Raw genomic sequence first — 19,097 nt, 5'->3', positions numbered from 1 at the left:
GAGCTAGCTCCTCGCTGCTTCGATGGCGTCGTAGATGGCCTGCGTGCGCTCGTTCGTGACGCGCTCCTCGTGGAGCGGAAGCGTCGCCTCGCGGAACGTCTCGACGTCGACCTCGTTGAACGTGGCCCCGGCCTCTTCAGCCTCACCCTTGGCGGCGTCGACTGCTTCGGCGAAGAGCTCGAGCTCACGGTCGGAGCTCGCTGCGAGCAGGTCCGTCATCGTGGCCTGCACGTCGGGCTCGATGCCATCCCACACCGTGGTGCCCGCGATGAGGTAGTCGGGCATCATGAGGTGCTGCGTCTGCGAGTAGAACGGTGCGATCTCGTCGTGCGAGAGGCTCGAGTAGATGAGCTCATTGTTCTCGGCACCGTCGAGCACGCCCGACTGGATGGCCGTGAAGACCTCACCCTGGGCCATCGGCGTGCCGACACCGCCCATGAGCTCCATCATCTTGACGTTCGTGTCGGAGCCGATGACGCGGATCTTCTGTCCGGCGAGGTCGGCGGGGGTCTCAACGGCGCCCTTGCTGGAGTACACGTTGCGCACGCCGCCGTGGAACGCGGACAGCACCTTGATGCTGTCGTCCTCGACTGCGCCGTACAGGTCACCCATGATCTCTTCGTCGTTGAGCACCTGCATCTGGTGCTCTGGCGAGTCGTAGAGGTAGGGGAGGTTCACCACGGAGAAGTCGGGCTCGAAGTTTTCGAGCAGCGACCCGGCGATCATCGCGAAGTCGATGGTGCCCGACTGCACCTGCTCGATCGTGGATGCCTGGTCGCCGAGCACCTCGTCGGTGTAGAGATCGAGTGAGAAGCGGCCATCGGTCGCCTCGTACAGCTCGTCGGAGAACTCGAGCAGCGCCTGTGCCTGCGGGTGCTCGACGCTCTGGTTGAAGGCGACACGGAACGCCTTCTCGCTGCCCATGAGCTCGCCGACGCCCGGTTCCGCCCCGCCTTCAGCGCCACCGCCGGCACCGCTGCCGGAGCATGCGCTGAGGCCCAGTCCTGCGATTGCGACGCCTGCGATGGCGCCGATCTTGCTGATCTTGTTGATCCGCATGGTTCCTCCTCGTTGAGTACTGGCGGCACTTGCGTTCGCGCTCGCCACGACCGCTATAGTAGCCAGATGAAACCAAGTTCCGCCAGTCGGACCTTGAAATGGAAATAAGTTCCACCAGGCAAAGGAGCATGGGCGTGAGAGCAGCGCAGTACAGCGGGGAACACCGCATCGTCGTCAATGAGGTCGAGCCCCAAGCGCCCGGTCGGGGCGAGGTGCAGATCCGGGTCGCCTACACGGGCATCTGCGGAACCGACCTGCACGTCCTCCACGGATCGATGGATTCGCGTGTCGACATCCCGCAGGCGATCGGCCACGAGATGAGCGGCACGATCGAAGCTGTCGGCGAGGGCGTCACCTCGGTCGCCCCCGGCGACAACGTCACCGTGATGCCACTCGACTGGTGCGGCGAATGCCCGGCGTGCAAGGCCGGCAACGCGCACATCTGCCAAAAGCTCAACTTCGTCGGCATCGACTCGCCCGGTTCTCTCCAGGAACTCTGGACCGTGCGCGAAGACCTCGTCGTGCCGCTCCCCGCCGGCCTCTCCCTCGAGCACGCCGCCCTGGTCGAGCCGCTCGCCGTCGCCTGCCACGACGTCTCGCGCTCGCGACTCGCTGCAGGCGAGACGGCCGTCATCATCGGCGGCGGGCCCATCGGACAGCTCATCGCACGGGTTGCCGCCGAGACCGGCGCCGTCGTCTACGTCATCGAACCCAACGCGGAACGCCGCGCCCTCGCCGAGCGCCTCGGCGCCCGCACGATCGACCCCGTCTCCAGCGACGCCGTCGCCATCATCGACGAGGCCACCGGCTCGGCCGGCGCCGACGTCGTCTTCGAGGTCGCCGGAGTCGCAGTGACCGCGCTCACCGCCGTCGACTACGCCAAGGTGCGCGGACGCGTCGTGCTGGTCGCCATCCACCCGAACCCCGTGCCCATGAACCTCCACCGCGTCTTCTGGCGCGAGCTCGAGCTCATCGGCGCCCGCGTCTACGAACGCGCCGACTTCGAGCGGGCCGTCGAGCTCCTCGCGGCCGGGGCCGTGCCAGCGGATGAGCTCATCACGAGCGTCGTCGGTCTGAGCGAGACCCAGTCGGCCTTCGATCAGCTCTCTGGCGCCGCCGCCATGAAGATCCTCGTCAACGTCCAGGAAGGCTAACCATGACCAGCTTCGATCTCACAGGAAAGACCGCCGTCGTCACCGGCGCCCGCCGCGGCATCGGCCTCGGCATCGCCACAGCGCTCGCGGAAGCCGGTGCAGACATCATCGGCGCCTCCTCGCAGCAGGAGGCGGACGGCGGCGAGGTCGGTGCCCGCGTCCGTGCGCTCGGCCGCAGCTTCGAAGGCCACGCCGTCGACTTCGGCGACCGCGCTGCCGTCCAGCAGTTCGGCGAGGCCGTCAAGCACGCCGACATCCTCGTCAACAACGCGGGCATCATCCGCCGCGCCCCCGCCGCCGAGCACTCGCTCGACTGGTGGGACGAGGTCATCCAGGTCAACCTCTCCAGTCAGTTCGTGCTGAGCCAGATCGTCGGCGGCGCCATGTTCGAGCGGGCCGAAGGGCGAATCATCTTCACCGCGAGCCTCCTCAGCTTCCAGGGCGGCATCAACGTGCCCGGCTACACGGCGTCGAAGTCGGCCATCGCCGGCCTCGTGCACGCGCTCAGCAACGAGTGGGCCGCGCGCGGCGTGACCGTCAACGCCATCGCCCCCGGCTACATCGCCACCGACAACACCGAGGCGCTGCGCGAAGACAGCGACCGGTCGCGCTCGATCCTCGAGCGAATTCCCGCCGGCCGCTGGGGCGAGGCCGAAGACCTGGGCGGCGCCGCCGTGTTCCTGGCGAGCCCCGCGGCCGCCTACGTCACGGGGATCGTCCTTCCCGTCGATGGCGGGTGGCTCGCACGATGAGCACCGTCCTCGACGGGCACCCCGTCGTTCCGCTCTCCACGCCGAGCACCATCGCGCAGGCTGAGGCGCTCGCCGACGGGCTCGTCGCCGGCGGCATCGGCATCGTCGAGATCGCGCTCCGCGGCGACGGGGCGCTCGCCGCGATGCGCCAAATCGCCGGTCGCCCCGACCTGGTCGTGGGCGCCGGCACGGTGCTCGACGTCGATCAGGCACAGCAAGCCCTGGATGCCGGTGCCCAGTTCCTCGTGTCGCCCGGCCTGTCCGCCGACGTGGTCCGCGCAGGGCAGCGCGCCGGCGTCCCCGTGCTCCCCGGCACACTCACGCCCACCGACATCACGGCCGCCCGCGCGCTGGGGCTCACGCAACTCAAGCTCTTCCCGGCGGGCGCCTTCGGCGGGCTGTCGCTGCTCGGCGCGTACGCGTCCGTGTTCCGCGACATCACGTTCATGCCGAGCGGCGGAATCACGCCGGCGAACCTCGCCGAGCACCTCGAGCATCCGGCCGTCTTCGCCGTCAGCGGCAGCTGGCTCGGCAGCGCGAAGCTGCTCGACGCCGGGGCCGACGCTGTAGCCTCCGCGGCCCGCGAAGCCGCGGCGATCGCCGCCACTGTGATGCAGGCCAAGGCGGCCGCCGCGTGAGCGGCATCGTCACCATCGGCGAGGCGCTCGGGCTTGTGCTCGCGCGCCGCGCCGGCGGCTTCGACCTGCAGTCAGAGGCCGAGATGAGCTTCGGCGGCGCCGAGAGCAACGTGGCGATCGCCGCCGCACGCCTTGGCGCGGAGTCGGCCTGGATCGGCCGCCTCGGCGACGACGCCATCGGCAACCGCATCCGCCGCACGCTCAGGGCCGAGCAGGTGCAGTTGCACGCGACGATCGACCCGGATGCGCCGACCGCGCTCATGATCAAAGACCGGCCGCGCCCCGGCCACAGCCGCGTCACCTACTACCGGCACGGGTTCGCGGGCAGCCGCATCACGCCCGCCGATGTCCCAAACGCCGTCGTCACCAGCGCTGACGTGCTGCACGTCACCGGCATCAGCCTCGCCCTCAGCGACAGCGCCGCCGAGACCGTGCTGAGCGCCGTCCGCCTCGCCCGCGAGCGCGGCGTGACCGTGTCATTCGACGTCAACCACCGCAGCAAGCTCTGGTCGGCCGAGCAGGCCGCACCCCGCTACCGGGAACTCGTCGCGCTCAGCGACATCGTCTTCGCCGGCGACGACGAGGCCGCCATGATCGTCGGCGGCGGGACCCCGCTTGGACAAGCCCGCGCCCTGCAAGCTCTCGGGCCGACCCAGGTGCTCATCAAGCGCGGCGAGCACGGCGCATCCGGCGTCGACGGGGAACTCGAACTCGAAGTGCCCGCCTACCGCGTGGACGTCGTCGACACCGTCGGCGCCGGCGACGCGTTCGCGGCCGGCTACCTCGTCGAGCTCACCCGCGGCGGCACCCTCGAGCAGCGTCTCCTCACCGCCGCCGCGTGCGGCGCCTGCGCGTGCCGCAGCGACGGCGACTGGGAATCGCAGCCCAGCTGGGGCGACGTGCAGGGGCTCGTCGAAGGCTCCGGCGACGCCGTCCTGCGCTGAATCCGCCCGCACGTCATCGAACCCGAACCCTGCCGCCGCAGACAGAAGACTGGAGCTTGCCCACATGACCTTCGAGATCGGCGAAGAGCACTTCCTCCTGGATGGTGCACCGCACCGAGTGCTCTCCGGGGCCCTGCACTACTTCCGCGTGCATCCTGAGCAGTGGGCCGACCGCATCCACAAGGCGAAGCTCATGGGCCTCAACACCATCGAGACCTACGTTGCGTGGAACGCGCACGAGCCCCGCAAGGGGGAGTGGGACGCGACGGGGTGGAACGACCTCGGACACTTCCTCGACCTCGTCGCCGCCGAGGGGATGCACGCCATCGTGCGACCAGGCCCCTACATCTGCGCCGAATGGCACAACGGCGGCCTGCCGACATGGCTCACCGCGATGCCCGGCATCGGGCTGCGCCGGTCGGAACCCGCGTACCTCGCCGAAGTCGAGACGTACCTTCGCCGTGTGTACAACATCGTCGTGCCGCGGCAGATCACGCACGGCGGACCGGTTGTGCTCGTGCAGATCGAGAACGAATACGGCGCCTACGGCAACGACACCGCCTACCTCGAGCGGCTCGTCGAGGTCACGCGCGAGGCGGGCATCGTCGTGCCGCTGACCACGATCGACCAGCCCACCGACCAGATGCTGAGCGACGGCAGCGTCAACGGCGTGCACCTCACCGGCTCGTTCGGGTCGCGCGCCGACGAGCGCCTCGCGACGCTGCGACGCCACCAGCCGACCGGGCCGCTCATGTGCGCCGAGTTCTGGGACGGCTGGTTCGACTGGTGGGGTGCCTTCCACCACACGACCAGCGTCGAGGACGCGGCGCGCGAGCTCGACGCGCTCCTCGCGGCCGGCGCGTCCGTCAACTTCTACATGGTCCACGGCGGCACCAACTACGGGCTCACCAATGGCGCCAACCACAAGGGCAGGTACCTGCCCATCGCGACGTCCTACGACTACGACGCGCCGCTCGACGAGGCCGGGAACCCGACCCCCAAGTTCTTCGCCTTCAAGGACATCATCGCGAAGTACGCCCCCGTGCCCGCCGAGTCGCCGGAGCCAAGCGGGCCAGCCCCCGAGCTCACGGTACCCCTCGCCGCCGTGGCAGCGGATGCGTGGCTCCCGGCCCTGTCGAACGCCTCAGCCGGTTCAGCCGGCTCGCCCCGAACGACCTCCGCGCGCTCGACCGGCCCGTCTGCCGACTCTGGCTCGGCAGACTCACCCGGTTCCATTCGCTCGGCAGACTCTCTTGCTGCGCCCACGACGTACACCGTGCCGCCGACCTTCGATGCGCTGCAGCACCTGAGCGCGCTCGTGAGCTACGAGGTCGAGCTGCCCGACGCATCCGGCACTGCTGGCGGTGGGCGCCTCCTCGAGTTCGACGAGGTGCGCGACCACGCGTGGGTCTCGGTCGACGGCATCCGCGTCGGCACGCTCTCCCGCACCCTCCACGAGACGGCAATCGTGGTCCCACCCGGCCGACGCCTGCGCGTGCTCGTCGAGGAACAGGGCCGTGTGAACTACGCCGAGCGCATCGGCGAGGAGAAGGGCATCATCGGCACGCCGCTCCTCGACGGAGCCCCGCTCGAAGGCTGGACGGCGACACCCATCGACGTCGCCGCGGCAGGGGTGGCGATCGCCGCGGCTGGGGACAGCATCGCCGAGGGGTTCGCCGGCAGCCCCGCGTCCGCACCCCTGCATCACGGCGCAACGCCACTCGGGATCACGGGTCTCCGCGGCGAGTTCGAACTCGATGAACCAACGGACCTCTACCTGGACACTTCGAGGTGGGGCAAGGGATACGCGTTCGTCAACGGCTTCCTGCTCGGCCGGTACTGGCGGAGCGGGCCGCAGCAGACGCTGTACGTGCCCGGCTCGGTGCTCCGCGCTGGCATGAACACGATCGCTGTCATCGAGCTCGAGGTGACAGCGTCTCCCGTCGCCCGCTTCGTCGCGCAAGCCGCCCTCGGCCCCCTCGAGGAGTAGCCGCGCCGCCCGCCGCCGCGCTGCCCGCTGCCGCAACGCAGCACGCCCGCGCCGCCCGCCCGCCGCAACGCAGCACGCCCGCGCCGCCGCGACCCCGCGCATGACCCCCATCCCCATCTCTGCCCGGCGTTTTCCCCTCTGGGAGCGGCCCCAGAGGGCGACTCGCCGGGCAGCGTTCAGCACTCGTGCGGTCTCGCGGGTTTGCCGCCGCGGTGGGGTTCTGTGGTGCTCCCCGCTCGCCCCATCTGCATCGCTGCCCGGCGTTTTCCCCTCTGGGAGTGGTCGTAGAGGGCGACTCGCCGGGCAGCGTTTGCTTCGTCGCGGCTGGCTAACCGCGGCTTGCTAGCTGTTGGTGGATGAGCGGGGCGAGGTGCTCGCATCCGCATCCGCATCTGCATCCGCATCCGCCGAACCCGCCGCGCTCGTGCGCGCACCCGTCGCATCCGCAGCGTCGGCCGCCGTCTCGATGGGCTCGCCCTGCACCGTGGCGCGCTCTGCCTTGTCGCGGTCGCCGCGGGTCTTGAGGAGGCTCGCGATGGTCGCCACGGCGATCGTCGCGCCGATGAAGGTGAGCGAGAACCAGATCGGAATCTCGGGCACCCACAGCAGCGGCTCACCGCCGTTGATGAACGGCACCTCGTTGACATGCAAGGCGTGGAAGACGAGCTTCACGGCGATGAAGCCGAGGATCACGGCGAGGCCCTGGCTGAGGTACACGAGGCGCTCGAGCAGTCCGCCGATGAGGAAGAACAGTTGGCGCAGGCCCATGAGCGCAAAGGCGTTCGCGGTGAACACGATGTACGCCTCGTTGGTGAGGCCGTAAATGGCGGGGATCGAGTCGAGGGCGAAGACGAGGTCGATGAAGCCGATCGCGACGATCGTGAGCAGCATCGGGGTGACCCAGCGCTTGCCGTCCTTCTTCACGGTGAGCTTGTCGCCGTGGTACTCGTCGGTGACGGGAAGGATGCGGCGCACGAAGCGCATGAACGCGTTGTTCGAGGGGTCTCCGTGGTCGCCCTTGATCTGCTGGTAGGCGAGCACGAACAGCAGCGCCCCGAAAAGATAGAAGACCCAGGAGAAGTTCTCGATGAGGGCGGCCCCGACGGCGATGAAGCCGCCACGCATGATGAGGGCGATGACGATGCCGATCATCAGCACCTTCTGCTGGTAGATCTTCGGCACCGCGAAGCCGGTCATGATGATGAGGAACAGGAAGAGGTTGTCGAGCGACAGCGCCTTCTCGGTCAGGTAACCGGCGAAGTACTCGCCGCCGTAGCGCCAGTCGGTAACGAAGCCGATGCCGACGCCGAACAGCAACGCGAGGCCGATGTAGAACGCCGACCAGCGTGCGGATTCGCGGATGGTCGGCTCGTGCGGCGTCCGCACGTGCGCGAAGAACTCGTAGACGAAGAATCCGATCGTCACCGCGATCGTGATCAGCCAGACAGAGGTGGTGACCTGCATGGGGGTACTCCAAAGGGGAATTGGTGTTCAACAACGACACCAAGGTCTCCTCCGCCCCGACCAGATCAGCGATGCTGACCTGCTGGAGCCGATGCCCCGGAGCGTGGATTCACGCTCGTATTGACGGGCACACCGCAGACGGGAGTACTCCCCTTGCTTCGGGAGAGTTTAGTCAGGCCCGCGTGAACAGAACCTGGTAATTTCCTCCGGCGCGACCGGGTCTCAGCGCACCGGGGGATCTCGTGCGCCGCGGCACCGGCTAGCTGGTGCGGGGCGGCGCCGTCGAGAGTCGCGAGTTGAAGCTGGGGCTCAGCACGGTGCGGTGCACTGGCCGAGCCGGGTCGGCGATGCGCGCGAGCAGCGTCTCGACGGCGGCCCGGCCCAGCGAGGACCTCGGCGGCGTCACCGCGGTCAGTGCCGGCGTGAACAGATCCGCGACCTCGTCGTCGTAGGCGACAACGGACAGGTCGTCCGGCACGCTCAGCCCGCGCGCGAGCGCGACGTCGATGATCGCCATCGCCTCGCGGTCGGAGTGCACCAGCAAGGCCGTGACGCCGGCCTCGAGGACGGCATCGAGCACCGCATCCACTGCCCCGGAGAACCGCGGGTCGCGACGGTCCGGCAGGATGCGCTCGACATGCTCACCCGGCGTGAGGCCCAACTCGCGGCAGGCCGTCGACCAGCCGGCGATGATCTTCCGCGACGTCGGCGAGTTTCGGGAGATGAAAAGCCCCACCTTGCGGTGGCCGAGCTGGGCGAGGTGGCGGGCGGCGAGCACCGCGCCGAGTGCGTGGTCGGTTGTGACCGACTCGGCCGGCGTGCGATCGGGGCCGCACACGGCGTCGCGTTCGGCGAGCACAAACGGCAGACCGGACTCGTGCAGCCAATCCATGACCTCGCGGGCGTGGTCGGTGTCGGTGTTCGGCGCGACGACGAGACCGGTGACGCCCTCGTGCTCGACCATCCGCTCGAGCACGGGGCGCTCATCCTGCAGCTCGTAGGACGTGCCGCGCAGCAGCAGCTGCGCGCCCTGCTCGCGGGCCGCCTGCTCCATGCCGCGGATGACTCTCGGCCAGTAGAAGTCGAGCGACGGCACGAGCACGCCGATGGTCTGCTGCGTGCCGTTCGCAGCCTGGCGGGCCTGCAGCGCGGGGGCGCCGTCGGACGGCAGGATCGCGCCGCCGTGCACCCGCACCAGCAGCCCTTCGGCCTCGAGCTGCTGCAGGTCGCGGCGGAGCGTCACCGGGGTGACGTCAAGCGCGTCGGTCAGTTCAGCGACCCGCACCGCACCGGATGCGAGCAGCCGCTCGAGGATGAGATCCCGCCGCTCGGCGGCAAGCCGTGATCCAGGTTCCATCATGCTGTGACCCCCACAGGTTTGGTGTCCCCGAAGGGCAGTATCGAGTTCTCTTGACGCACGGTGATGGTCATCGTTGACCTGTCGGCGACATCGAGGTCGAGTCGCACGAGTCTAGGGCCCCACACGTCCGCGAGCATCGGGTCGTCGAGTTTGATCGGGGTGAGGGTGGCGGGCGCGCTCGCATCCCAGGTGATGTGGATGCGCGGGGCACCCTGCAGGGGGGTGACGACGAGGCCGCTCTCAACTTCGGTGACTTTTCCCGCGATGAGGAGGCGAAGCTGCACCGATCGGGCTGTTTTGTCACCGAAGTTTGCGCGGTGCGGGGCCGCCTGGTCGTGAACCACGGTTGCGGGTGTGGGCGCGGCGAAGGAGAACGTCGCGTCCACTGCCTCGGCATCGACCGCTGAGAGTTGTGGCGAGGTGCTGTTCAGCTCTTCGGGGACCTCGCTTGGCCACAACTCTGTGAGGCTCGCGGTCGAGGGGCTCGCGGACGCGGGTACCACTGCGTCGGCTTCAACTGCGGAAAGTTGTGGCGAAGTGCTGTTCAGCTCCTCGGGAACCTCGCTTGGCCACAACTCTGTGACGCTCGCGGTCGGGAGGCTTGCGGTCGAGGGGCTCGCGGTCGAGGGGCTCGCGGACACGGGTACCACTGCGTCGGCGCCCGCCCAGCGCCAGGCGTCGTGGATGCGCACCTCGCGGCGCTCGCGGTCGAGCCGCACCTCGCGGCGCCACGACTCGAGACCGGCGACGTCGTACGCGCCGACGAGCTCAAGCCCGAGCATGGGGGTCTCGCCGGTGGACACTTCGATGAGCGACGCCGCGTATTCGCGCCCCGTCGGCTGCCCGCGACCCTCGACGAACGGCACGTTGTGCCACTCGCTCTGCATGGGCCACAGCTCGTAGCGCCGGTCGCTGAAGGTGCGGGCGTCGTAGCTGGGCCGTCCGGCGTCGACGATGACGGGCACCCCGTCGGAGGCGACGAGGAAGTTGCCGACGTCGTTGTGGTTGTGGTGCTCGTTGTTGTGCCCGCCCTTGACTGCGACGGACACGCCAGATGATGAGCCTTCGCGCTCGCGGGCGACGAGCATCTGCGTTGAGGGAAGCCAGGTGGCGGCGGGGGCCGGGGGAGCGGATTCGGTCGCCTGCAGCCAGGACACATCCGTCATACCGCGCAGCACTCGCCCGAGGCCTTCGGCTTCGACGACGGCGGCCTCCGAAGGGCGGCGGTGGGCGGCCGCGAACCGCTTGGCGTCGTCGTCGCCGGCGCGCACGGCGGCGCGGTGGAGCGAGTGCCACGGCTGGTCTGCGCTGGGTTTCGCCTGCCCGTCGGCGGCGTTCACGAACCAGCCGCCGCCGAGGTGCATGCGGTGTGGGAACGCGATGGTCTCCCGCAGTGAGCGGATGCTCGGCACTGGGTCGAAGGTGCCGCCCGTCGCGAAGGTGAGCAGGTCAAGCGCCTCGAGCAGGCGGCAGGCGCCGTTCCACCAGTAGGCGTAGCCCTCGTCGATGGCGCCGTCCTCTGGCAGGACCGCGACGTACCGGTCGAGTCCCTCCACGACGAGCGTCAGAATGCGCGCGCGCTCCTCTGCCTCGCTCGGGTTGTCGAGCAGGCGCAGCGCGGCGACGAGCACGTTGCCGTGGATCCAGGGGTTCCAGTTGTGCGCATCCCCGTCGAGTCCGAGCCAGTGCCAGTCGCGGCGCCGCGTGAAGGGCTCGAAGACCCGCACTCGCGCTTCGTGGCGGATGCGTGCCCGCACTCCCGGGTAGTGCGCGTCGAGTTGGTCGCCGAGGAGCTGGTCGATCCAGGCGAGCTGGCCGACGACTGCCCCTGCGCCGAGGTCGAGGTACGGGTCGGCGACGGTGGCGAGGACGGAGTTGTGGCGGGCGAGGGTGTCGTCGTGGGCGGGCCAGCACCAGGAGCTCTGTTCGCAGAGGAGGATGACGCCGTCGACGACGTCGGCGAGCAGCGTCGCGGAACCGATGGTGTCGGCGAGCTGCGACTCCGGGGCATCCGCGCCGAAGGTGGACGGGCCTGGGCCTGGGCCTGCATCGGCCGCGACGGGTGAGGCTGAGACGGCACCGGCAGCCGCGACGGCGGTGCGGGTCAGGCGTTCCTGGCGCGCGAATGCGGGAGTCTCCCACGCGATCCGGTCGCCGTCGCCGTGGTATCGGGCGGCGTCGCTGGCGCGCGGCTGTGGCCAGGGCGTGCCGCGCTCGGCGGTGGCTCGCTCCGTCATCTCCGCGAGGGTGCGAGTGTCGGGCAACTCGGTAGGCCAGGCGGATGCGGGGGGCACGGGAAGCGCGTGTGCGGGGTCGGCGATGACCTGGTCGAGACTCCGGGCGCCGAGCTGCTCGTCGAGGGCGCGCGCGAGGGGACCACGGAACGCGGTGCCGCTCTGCACGGAAATGTCCGTGGTGTCTGTCATCGTCGACCTACTTCTCGGGGGTGGTGCTCGCTGTTGCTGCGGTGATGGCGGTGCCACACGAATCGATCGTAAACGATCATGCACGATCATAACCGCATTGTTGTGATCGAGATTGATTGCTACGCTTTCGATCGTCACCACCCCGAGGCGACGCTCCAAGCTTTCTCGGACGGCAATTCAAAGGAGAATCCGTGTCCCCTGCACTCACGCCCGAAGCGCCCGCCACTGCGGCGCAGTCAGCGTCGCAGCGAGCATGGACCCGCGACGACTGGACGAGCTACGCCGACCGCCTCCTCACCGGGGCAATGGCCTGGGCATCGCCCGGAAACGGCCGCATCACGCCTCCCGGCGCCGAGGGTGGCTACGGCCACGACATCGACGGTCTGGAGGGCTTCGCCCGCACCTTCCTCCTCGCCGGCTTCCGCATCGCGGGGGAGCGCGGCCAGGGGGTCGACGAGCTCATCTCCTTCTTCTCCCAGGGAATCCGCACGGGCGTCGACCCGGATGCGGCCGACCGCTGGGTGCGTCTCGAGGAACACCCGCAGGCGAAGGTCGAGGCGGCGTCGCTTGCCCTCATCCTCGACCTCACCCGCCCCTGGATCTGGGATGCGCTCGACGAGCTCACGCAGCAGCGCGTCATCGACTACTTCGCCCCGGCTGTCGGCGACGACACCTACCCGCGGACGAACTGGCTCTGGTTCCGGCTTGTCGTGCAGACCTTCCTTCGCTCCGTCGGCGGCCCCTGGTCGCCTGAGGATGTCACCGCCGACCTCGCGCTGCACGACTCGTTTGTGCGCGCCGACGGCTGGCTCTCCGACGGGGACGAGCGCTCCTACGACCACTATGTCGGCTGGGCGCTGCACATCTACCCAGTTCTGTGGTCGCGGATGCGCGGTGCAGCCGAGCTCGCTGGTGACCGCCTCCCCGGCGACGTCGCGGCCCTCGACCGCTTCCTGCAGGATGCCGTGCACCTCATCGGCGGCGACGGCTCGCCGCTTCTGCAGGGCCGCAGCCTCATCTACCGCTTCGCGGCAGCCGCCCCCTTCTGGGTCGGCGCGCTCGCGGAGGTGCCCTCGGTCTCGCTCGGCGCCCTCCGCCACGCGGCTGAGAAGGTCGTCTCGCACTTCGCAGAACGAGGCGTGCCGGACGAGCGGGGCCTCCTCACGATGGGTTGGCTCGACGAGTGGCGCCAGCTCGCGCAGGCCTACTCGGGACCAGCCTCCCCGTATTGGGCGTCGAAGGGGCTGCTTGGCATCCTGCTTCCCGCAGACCACCCCGTCTGGGCCGCTGAGGCCGAGCCGCTTCCCGTCGAGCAGGGCGACTTCGTGCGCACGATCGCGGCCCCCGGTTGGGTGGTCACGGGCACGAAGAACGACGGCATCGTGCGCATCGCCAATCACGGCACGGACCACGCGAAGCCGTACACGCTTGTCGGCGACTCGCCCCTCTACGCCCGCATCGCTTATTCGAGCGCGACAAGCCCGCTGCTCGACGACGCCGCCTGGCACGAACCGCTCGAGCAGTCGGTCGCCCTCATTGACGGAACCGGGACCGCCACCCATCGCGCCGCCATGGACCTCCTCGCAACGACCACCGACGGCGACGCCGGCGTGGCCGCATCCACCTGGCTCGCCCACACGCTTGTCCCCAACGCGACGCAGCAGCGCCACGGTTCGGGTCTCGACGGTGAGGCGACGGTCGTCGCCCGCCTCACGGTCGTCTCGGCTGTTCGCGGCCCCGAAGAGGTGCGCCTCGCCCGAGTCACCGACCTCGCGGAAGGCGTCGACAAGAGCGACTGGATGCTCCGCTGGGGTGGCTGGCCCGTCACGAGCCGGCAGGATGCGCAGATCACGAGCGCACTCCGAGGCCTGACGGTCGGCACAACGGCACGCACCGTGACGCGAACGGACGCGAGCCCGCTGGGCGCATCCACCGCAGTGCCCGTGCTCGACGCTCCTGTCGAGGTCGGCACCTGGGCCGCCGCGCACCTCACCCTCGCGGGCGCAGACCACACCCCGAGCATCACCACCGGCGTCGAGTTCACGGACGAGCTCGCCGCCATCACCTGGTCAGACGGGGCACGCAGCACCGTCGACCTCACCAACTACCGCCTCTCGTAGCCCGGGCGTCGGTTTTCAGGGATCCGAAGCGGATCTCGTTCATTGCAGCAAAGGAGCAGCACCATGAAGAAGCGCACCATGATCGCCACTGCGGGCCTCGCCGCCGCCGCACTGGCCCTCACCGGATGCAGCGGTGGCGGGAGCGTCGACCCAGACGGACCCATCACGCTGTCGGTGTCGGGCTGGAGCGTCGCATCCACCCCCGAATTCCAGCTGCTCGCGGACGGCTTCACGGAGAAGTACCCGGACGTGACCGTCGAGGTCGTCGACTACGACCCGGCCGAGTACAACACGCTCCTCACCGCCGACCTGGCCGCGGGTTCCGGCCCGGACATCATCACGCAGAAGGAGATCAAGTTCGTCACGACCTTCCAGGAGGGCGGACAGCTGCTCGACGTCTCCGACGTCGAACTGCCAGAGGGCATCAGCGGCGCAGAGTCGTACAACATCGACGGCACGACCTGGGCTACCCCGTACCGCCAGGACTCGTGGGTGCTCTACTACAACAAGGCGCTCTTCGACCAGGCAGGCGTCGCCTACCCGGACGGCAGCTGGACTTGGGATGACTACGTGCAGAACGCGGACCTCCTGACCACTGGCCTCGCCGGTGCAGGCTCGACCGCCAAGGGGGCTCACCAGCACAGCTGGCAGTCGACCGTGCAGGGCTTCGCCAACGCGCAGGCTGACGGCGACATCTTCGGCGGCGAGTACGACTACTTCGAGAAGTACTACGACAACTCCCTCAAGCTGCAGGACGACGGCGCGCAGGCTTCCTTCAACACGGTCACCGCCAACAAGCTCACCTACCAGGGCGAGTTCGGCAAGCAGAAGGCCGCGATGATCCCCATGGGATCGTGGTTCGTTGCCACGCTCATCTCGCAGCAGGCTTCCGGCGAGGCTGACGACTTCGAGTGGGGCATCGCACCCGTGCCGCAGATGGATGCATCCACCACGGGCATGGACAACACCCCCGTCACCTTCGGCGACCCGGCCGGCTTCGGCATCAACGCCAACATCGACGAGGGCAAGACGCAGGCCGCCAAGGACTTCCTCGCCTACGCAGCAAGCGAAGAGGCAGCCACGAAGCTCGCCGGCATCGGCATCACGCCGGCGCTCCTGAGCGACCCGGTCGTCGAGGCGTACTTCGGCGTCGAGGGCGCCCCGCAGGACGAGCTCTCCGCCTTCGCGGTGCAGACCCACGAGACGCTGCCTGAGAGCCCAACCAACTCGAAGACCGCTGCCGTGCAGAACATCCTGAACGACATGCACTCCTCGATCCTCTCCGGCTCCAAGTCGGTCAAGGACTCCATCACTGAAGCCGAGGGCCGCGTGGCCAACGAGGTCGGCCTCGACTAACCCCTTCGCTGGTCGGCTGGTGCTCTCTCACCGGCCGACCGGCACCCTCTCTCCAGGAGAATCATGACCACCACCACGGAACCGACGCCGCCGTCGGCAGCGCCACCGGAGCTGACGCCGGAGGCGCGCAGGCAGCGCAGCCGCCTGCGACGCAAGACCACCCTCGTCGGGTGGAGCTTCATCCTGCCGAACTTCATCGGCTTCGCCACGCTGACGCTCGTGCCCGTCATCGTGATGTTCTACATGTCTCTCACGAACTGGAACATCTTCGGCACGTCCACGTTCATCGGCTTCGACAACTTCACGCGCCTCTTCAGCGACGGCAGCTTCCAGGTCGCGTTTGGCAACACCATCTACTACTCGGTGCTGCACATCCCGCTCACCATCGTCGTCTCGCTGAGCCTCGCGCTGCTGCTCAACAACAAGCTCCGCGGTGTCGCGTTCTTCCGCACCGCCGCGTTCTTCCCCTACATCACGTCGATCGTCGCGATCGCGCTCGTCTGGAACCTGCTCTTCAGCCCGGACTTCGGCCCCATCAACGAGGGCCTGCGCCTCATCGGCATCGACAACCCGCCCGGCTGGCTCACCTCGACGGAGTGGGCGATGCCCGCCGTCGTCATCATCAGCACGTGGCGCGACATGGGCTACTACATGGTGCTCTTCCTCGCGGCGCTCCAGACGGTGCCGCCCGAGCTGCACGAGGCCGCCCGCGTCGACGGCGCCAACGCCTGGCAGCGCTTCTGGAACGTCACGCTGCCGTGCCTGCGCCCGACCATGTTCTTCGTCACGGTCATGCTGACGATCAACTCCTTCAAGATCTTCGACCTCATCCTCGTGCTCACCGAAGGCGGGCCGGGGCAGTCGACGACCGTCATCTCACAGTTCATCTACCGCAAGGGCTTCGAGGAGAACGAGTTCGGATACGCGTCAGCGGCCTCCGTCGTGCTCTTCTTCCTCTGCATCGTCGTCACGATCATCCAGTTCCTCTGGAACAAGCGGAAGGACAACTGATGTCCCAGACCATGGCAGTTGTCGTCCCGCAGGACGAAGCACGTCGCCTCCTCGTCGACCCGCCAGCGCACCCCGCCGCTGCTGGCAAGAAGAAGAAGACGCGTCTCGCCAAGGCGCTCCTCTACATCGCACTCATCGTCGCCGCGGCGGCAATGCTCACACCGTTCTTCTGGATGATCATGAGCTCACTGAAGGACGCCAACGCGGTCTTCTCGGTGCCGGTCAGATGGGTGCCGGAGGTGTTCGTCTGGCAGAACTACGTGGACATCTGGACCAAGTCGGACATCATGACCTGGATCGGCAACACGCTGTTCCTGTCGGTCACGGTGACGGCGCTGCAGGTGCTCACCGGCTCCTTCGCCGCCTACGGCTTCTCGCGAGTGAAGTTCCCTGGCCGTGACGCCCTGTTCCTGCTCTACGTCGGAACGATCGCCGTGCCGTGGCAGTCGTACATGATCCCGCAGTTCATCATGCTGTCGAATGCGAACCTCTCGAACACCCTGTGGGCGATCATCCTGCTGCAGGCCTTCGGAGCCTTCGGCGTCTTCCTCATGAAGCAGTTCTACGAGTCCATCCCCATGGAGCTCTCCGAGGCCGCCCGACTCGACGGGCTCAGCGAGTACGGCATCTGGCGCCGCATCATGCTGCCGCTGTCGATCCCGGCCATCGCGAGCCTCTCGCTGCTCACGTTCGTGAACACGTGGAACGACTACCTCGGGCCGCTCATCTACCTGCGCGACCCGAGCCTCTGGACCATGCAGCTCGGTCTGAAGAACTTCGTGTCGAGCCTCTACGACGTCGACTACGGCGTGCTCTTCGCGGGCCTCACCATCTCGGTTGTGCCCATCGCCATCGTCTTCCTCCTCGGCCAGCGGTACTTCGTCGAGGGCGTCGCGACCAGTGGGCTGAAGGGCTGATCGTGAAGCGCGTCTCGCACACCGTCTACTCGACGGCGTTCAACGTCGCCTACCTGGCGCTCGCAGTCAACGCGATGCTCGCGGTCATGAGCCTGCCGTTCCTCATCTTGCTCGTGACGACCGACCCGTCGCTGTCGTGGCCGTTGCTGGCCGCGAGCGCAGCGCTCACTGGCCCGGGCATCGCAGCGTCGTTCGCGACGTTCCGCGCGCACGCTGAGGGCGACACCGACGTGATCCGCTCCTTCATCCGTGGCGTGCGTCGCACGTGGAAGCGTGCGCTCGTCATCTCGGCTGTCACCTCGGCGGTTGTCACGGTCGCGCTTGTGGATGTGTTTGTGCTCGTCCCGACGGGCATCGGCGTCCTTCTTGTGCCATTGCTGGTTGTCGTCGCCATCCTGACGCTCGCGACCGCAGCGGTGACCCTCGTTGCGATCACGCAGGTCGAGGACACGCGTCTGCTCGTGCTGGTGCGCGCCTCCCTCGTCCTCTCCGTGCGCCGCTGGCCGATGACCTTCGCGTCGTTCGCGATCGTCGCCGTCCAGGCAGCGGTGCTCACGGCGGCCCCGGCCATCGCCATCGGCCTCACCACCGCCGCCTGCCTTTACGTCGTCTGGGCTGGCGGACGCTACACCCTGCAGCGGGCACCCGCGCGCGTCGCGGCCTGACTGACCTCCCGAACTCTCACGAAGGAACACCTATGACTTTCGCGCCCGCATCCACGACCGTGGAGAACGCGCTGGCAGCGGCCACCGACACCGTTCGACGCAACATCGAAGCGTTCGGCGCCGCCTACCCGGACGACACGACCAGCGACGGCAGGTACTTGCTCCGTCCCGCAACCGAGACCTTCGCGGAAGGCGCCAACCGCGGTTGGACCACCAGCTTCTGGCCGGGCATGATGTGGCTTGCCGGTGACGTCACGGGCGACCCGGCGTTCCATGAGGCCGCGCTCGCGCACGCCGCCGACTTCGAACGGCGCCTCTACGGCGATGAGGACCTCGAGACGCACGACCTCGGCTTCCTGTACTCGCTTTCGGTTGTCACGGCGTGGAAGAAGACCGGCGACGAGCGTTGGCGCGCGGCAGGCATCAAGGCGGGTGAGCGCCTCATGACGCGCTTCCTCGAGCCCGCCGGCATCCTGCAGGCCTGGGGTGACCTCAGCGACCCCGCGCAGCGAGGCCGCGCCATTATCGACAGCCTCATGAACATGCCGCTGCTCACCTGGGTCGGCGAGCAGACGGGAGATCCCAGATATGCGGATGCGGTCCGCCGCCACACGGAGCAGCTGCGCACGCAGATCTTCCGCGCAGACGACTCCACCTTCCACACCTTCTACTGGGATGCGGAGACGGGTGAGCCCCTGCGCGGCGGCACCGAGCAGGGCGCGTTCGACGAGTCCTGCTGGGCGCGCGGCGAGGCGTGGGGCATCTACGGCTTCGCACTGAACTCGCAAGCGGTCGGAGACGCGAGGCAGCTCGAGGCGGCCTGGCGCTGCGCCGACTACTACCTCGCGCACCTGCCGAGCGACGGCATCCCGTACTGGGACCTCGTCTACAGCGAGGGCAGCGATGCGCCCCGCGACAGCTCGGCTGCCGCGATCGCGGCGTGCGGCTTCCTCGAGCTTGCTGCCGTCGAGCCGGACCCGGAGCGCTCGGCCCGCGCATTGGAGGCGGCGCACGCGCAGATCGATGCGCTCATCGCCGAGGCCACCCCGCGGCCGGCGGATGCATCCGACGCGCTGCTGCTGCACGGCGTCTACGACCTGCCGAAGCTCGTCGGCGTCGACGAGGGGACCCTCTGGGGCGACTACTACTTCCTCGAGGCTCTGACCCGGGTTTCCCTCCCGAACTGGAAGCGGTACTGGTGAGCGGCGTCGAGAGCGTCGTCCTGCACCCTGGGAGTTTCG

The 19,097-nt window shown here is 68.6% G+C and carries 15 protein-coding genes; 11 read left to right on the top strand and 4 right to left on the bottom strand.

Translation table 11 applies throughout. From position 1 onward, the window contains the following. Positions 1 to 3: 3 nt before the first annotated feature. On the bottom strand, positions 4 to 1,059 hold the full coding sequence (locus C5B85_RS13195; RefSeq protein ID WP_104286470.1) for a TRAP transporter substrate-binding protein: 1,056 nt from the start codon (positions 1,057 to 1,059) through the stop codon (positions 4 to 6). Between the two features lie 128 nt (positions 1,060 to 1,187). Here C5B85_RS13195 and C5B85_RS13190 point away from each other — a divergent pair, with 128 nt between their 5' ends. The 5 genes from C5B85_RS13190 to C5B85_RS13170 all read left to right on the top strand — a co-directional run bounded on the left by C5B85_RS13190 (position 1,188) and on the right by C5B85_RS13170 (position 6,537). Next, positions 1,188 to 2,213 carry a zinc-binding dehydrogenase gene (locus C5B85_RS13190; RefSeq protein WP_374953099.1) on the top strand — a complete coding sequence of 342 codons (1,026 nt, stop codon included), beginning with the start codon at positions 1,188 to 1,190 and terminating at the stop codon, positions 2,211 to 2,213. A gap of 2 nt (positions 2,214 to 2,215) precedes the next feature. Next, complete coding sequence (locus C5B85_RS13185; RefSeq protein ID WP_104286469.1) at positions 2,216 to 2,965, top strand: SDR family oxidoreductase; 750 nt, start codon at positions 2,216 to 2,218, stop codon at positions 2,963 to 2,965. Beyond that, complete coding sequence (locus C5B85_RS13180; RefSeq protein ID WP_104286491.1) at positions 2,962 to 3,603, top strand: bifunctional 4-hydroxy-2-oxoglutarate aldolase/2-dehydro-3-deoxy-phosphogluconate aldolase; 642 nt, start codon at positions 2,962 to 2,964, stop codon at positions 3,601 to 3,603. The genes C5B85_RS13185 and C5B85_RS13180 overlap by 4 nt, the downstream gene beginning before the upstream one ends. Continuing rightward, the gene (locus C5B85_RS13175; RefSeq protein WP_219819409.1) at positions 3,600 to 4,547 is read left to right on the top strand and encodes a sugar kinase; all 948 of its coding nucleotides are present in this window, start codon (positions 3,600 to 3,602) and stop codon (positions 4,545 to 4,547) included. The genes C5B85_RS13180 and C5B85_RS13175 overlap by 4 nt, the downstream gene beginning before the upstream one ends. Before the next feature lie 64 nt (positions 4,548 to 4,611). Then, entirely contained in the window at positions 4,612 to 6,537 is a 1,926-nt protein-coding gene (locus C5B85_RS13170) for a beta-galactosidase (RefSeq protein ID WP_104286468.1), read from the top strand. Positions 6,538 to 6,879: 342 nt separating this feature from the next. On the opposite strand, the gene C5B85_RS13165 is transcribed toward C5B85_RS13170, so the two are convergent. The 3 genes from C5B85_RS13165 to C5B85_RS13155 form a co-directional block, all read right to left on the bottom strand. After that, complete coding sequence (locus C5B85_RS13165; protein WP_104286467.1) at positions 6,880 to 8,001, bottom strand: TerC family protein; 1,122 nt, start codon at positions 7,999 to 8,001, stop codon at positions 6,880 to 6,882. A 259-nt stretch (positions 8,002 to 8,260) separates the two neighbouring features. Then, complete coding sequence (locus C5B85_RS13160) at positions 8,261 to 9,361, bottom strand: substrate-binding domain-containing protein (RefSeq protein ID WP_104286466.1); 1,101 nt, start codon at positions 9,359 to 9,361, stop codon at positions 8,261 to 8,263. After that, positions 9,358 to 11,787, bottom strand: a complete 2,430-nt coding sequence (locus C5B85_RS13155) for a heparinase II/III family protein (RefSeq protein ID WP_104286465.1) — start codon at positions 11,785 to 11,787, stop codon at positions 9,358 to 9,360. The genes C5B85_RS13160 and C5B85_RS13155 overlap by 4 nt, the downstream gene beginning before the upstream one ends. Before the next feature lie 191 nt (positions 11,788 to 11,978). Between C5B85_RS13155 and C5B85_RS13150 the strand changes: the two genes are divergently transcribed. The 6 genes from C5B85_RS13150 to C5B85_RS13125 all read left to right on the top strand — a co-directional run bounded on the left by C5B85_RS13150 (position 11,979) and on the right by C5B85_RS13125 (position 19,058). Beyond that, positions 11,979 to 13,907: a DUF2264 domain-containing protein gene (locus C5B85_RS13150; protein ID WP_104286464.1), complete on the top strand. Its 1,929-nt coding sequence runs from the start codon at positions 11,979 to 11,981 to the stop codon at positions 13,905 to 13,907. Positions 13,908 to 13,970: 63 nt separating this feature from the next. Beyond that, complete coding sequence (locus tag C5B85_RS13145) at positions 13,971 to 15,263, top strand: extracellular solute-binding protein (protein ID WP_104286463.1); 1,293 nt, start codon at positions 13,971 to 13,973, stop codon at positions 15,261 to 15,263. A 63-nt stretch (positions 15,264 to 15,326) separates the two neighbouring features. After that, positions 15,327 to 16,274: a carbohydrate ABC transporter permease gene (locus tag C5B85_RS13140; protein WP_104286462.1), complete on the top strand. Its 948-nt coding sequence runs from the start codon at positions 15,327 to 15,329 to the stop codon at positions 16,272 to 16,274. Then, the gene (locus C5B85_RS13135; RefSeq protein WP_258070781.1) at positions 16,274 to 17,191 is read left to right on the top strand and encodes a carbohydrate ABC transporter permease; all 918 of its coding nucleotides are present in this window, start codon (positions 16,274 to 16,276) and stop codon (positions 17,189 to 17,191) included. The genes C5B85_RS13140 and C5B85_RS13135 overlap by 1 nt, the downstream gene beginning before the upstream one ends. A 2-nt stretch (positions 17,192 to 17,193) precedes the next feature. Continuing rightward, positions 17,194 to 17,856 (top strand): ferredoxin-NADPH reductase, encoded by a 663-nt coding sequence (locus tag C5B85_RS13130; RefSeq protein WP_104286461.1) that lies wholly within the window; start codon positions 17,194 to 17,196, stop codon positions 17,854 to 17,856. A 32-nt stretch (positions 17,857 to 17,888) separates the two neighbouring features. Continuing rightward, on the top strand, positions 17,889 to 19,058 hold the full coding sequence (locus tag C5B85_RS13125) for a glycoside hydrolase family 88 protein (RefSeq protein ID WP_104286460.1): 1,170 nt from the start codon (positions 17,889 to 17,891) through the stop codon (positions 19,056 to 19,058). Positions 19,059 to 19,097: the final 39 nt, after the last annotated feature.

The organism is Pseudoclavibacter sp. AY1F1, assembly GCF_002931075.1.
GTDB lineage: Bacteria > Actinomycetota > Actinomycetes > Actinomycetales > Microbacteriaceae > Pseudoclavibacter.
The sequence above is the reverse complement of the archived record's forward strand: the minus strand, read 5'-3'. Positions and strand labels throughout refer to the sequence as shown.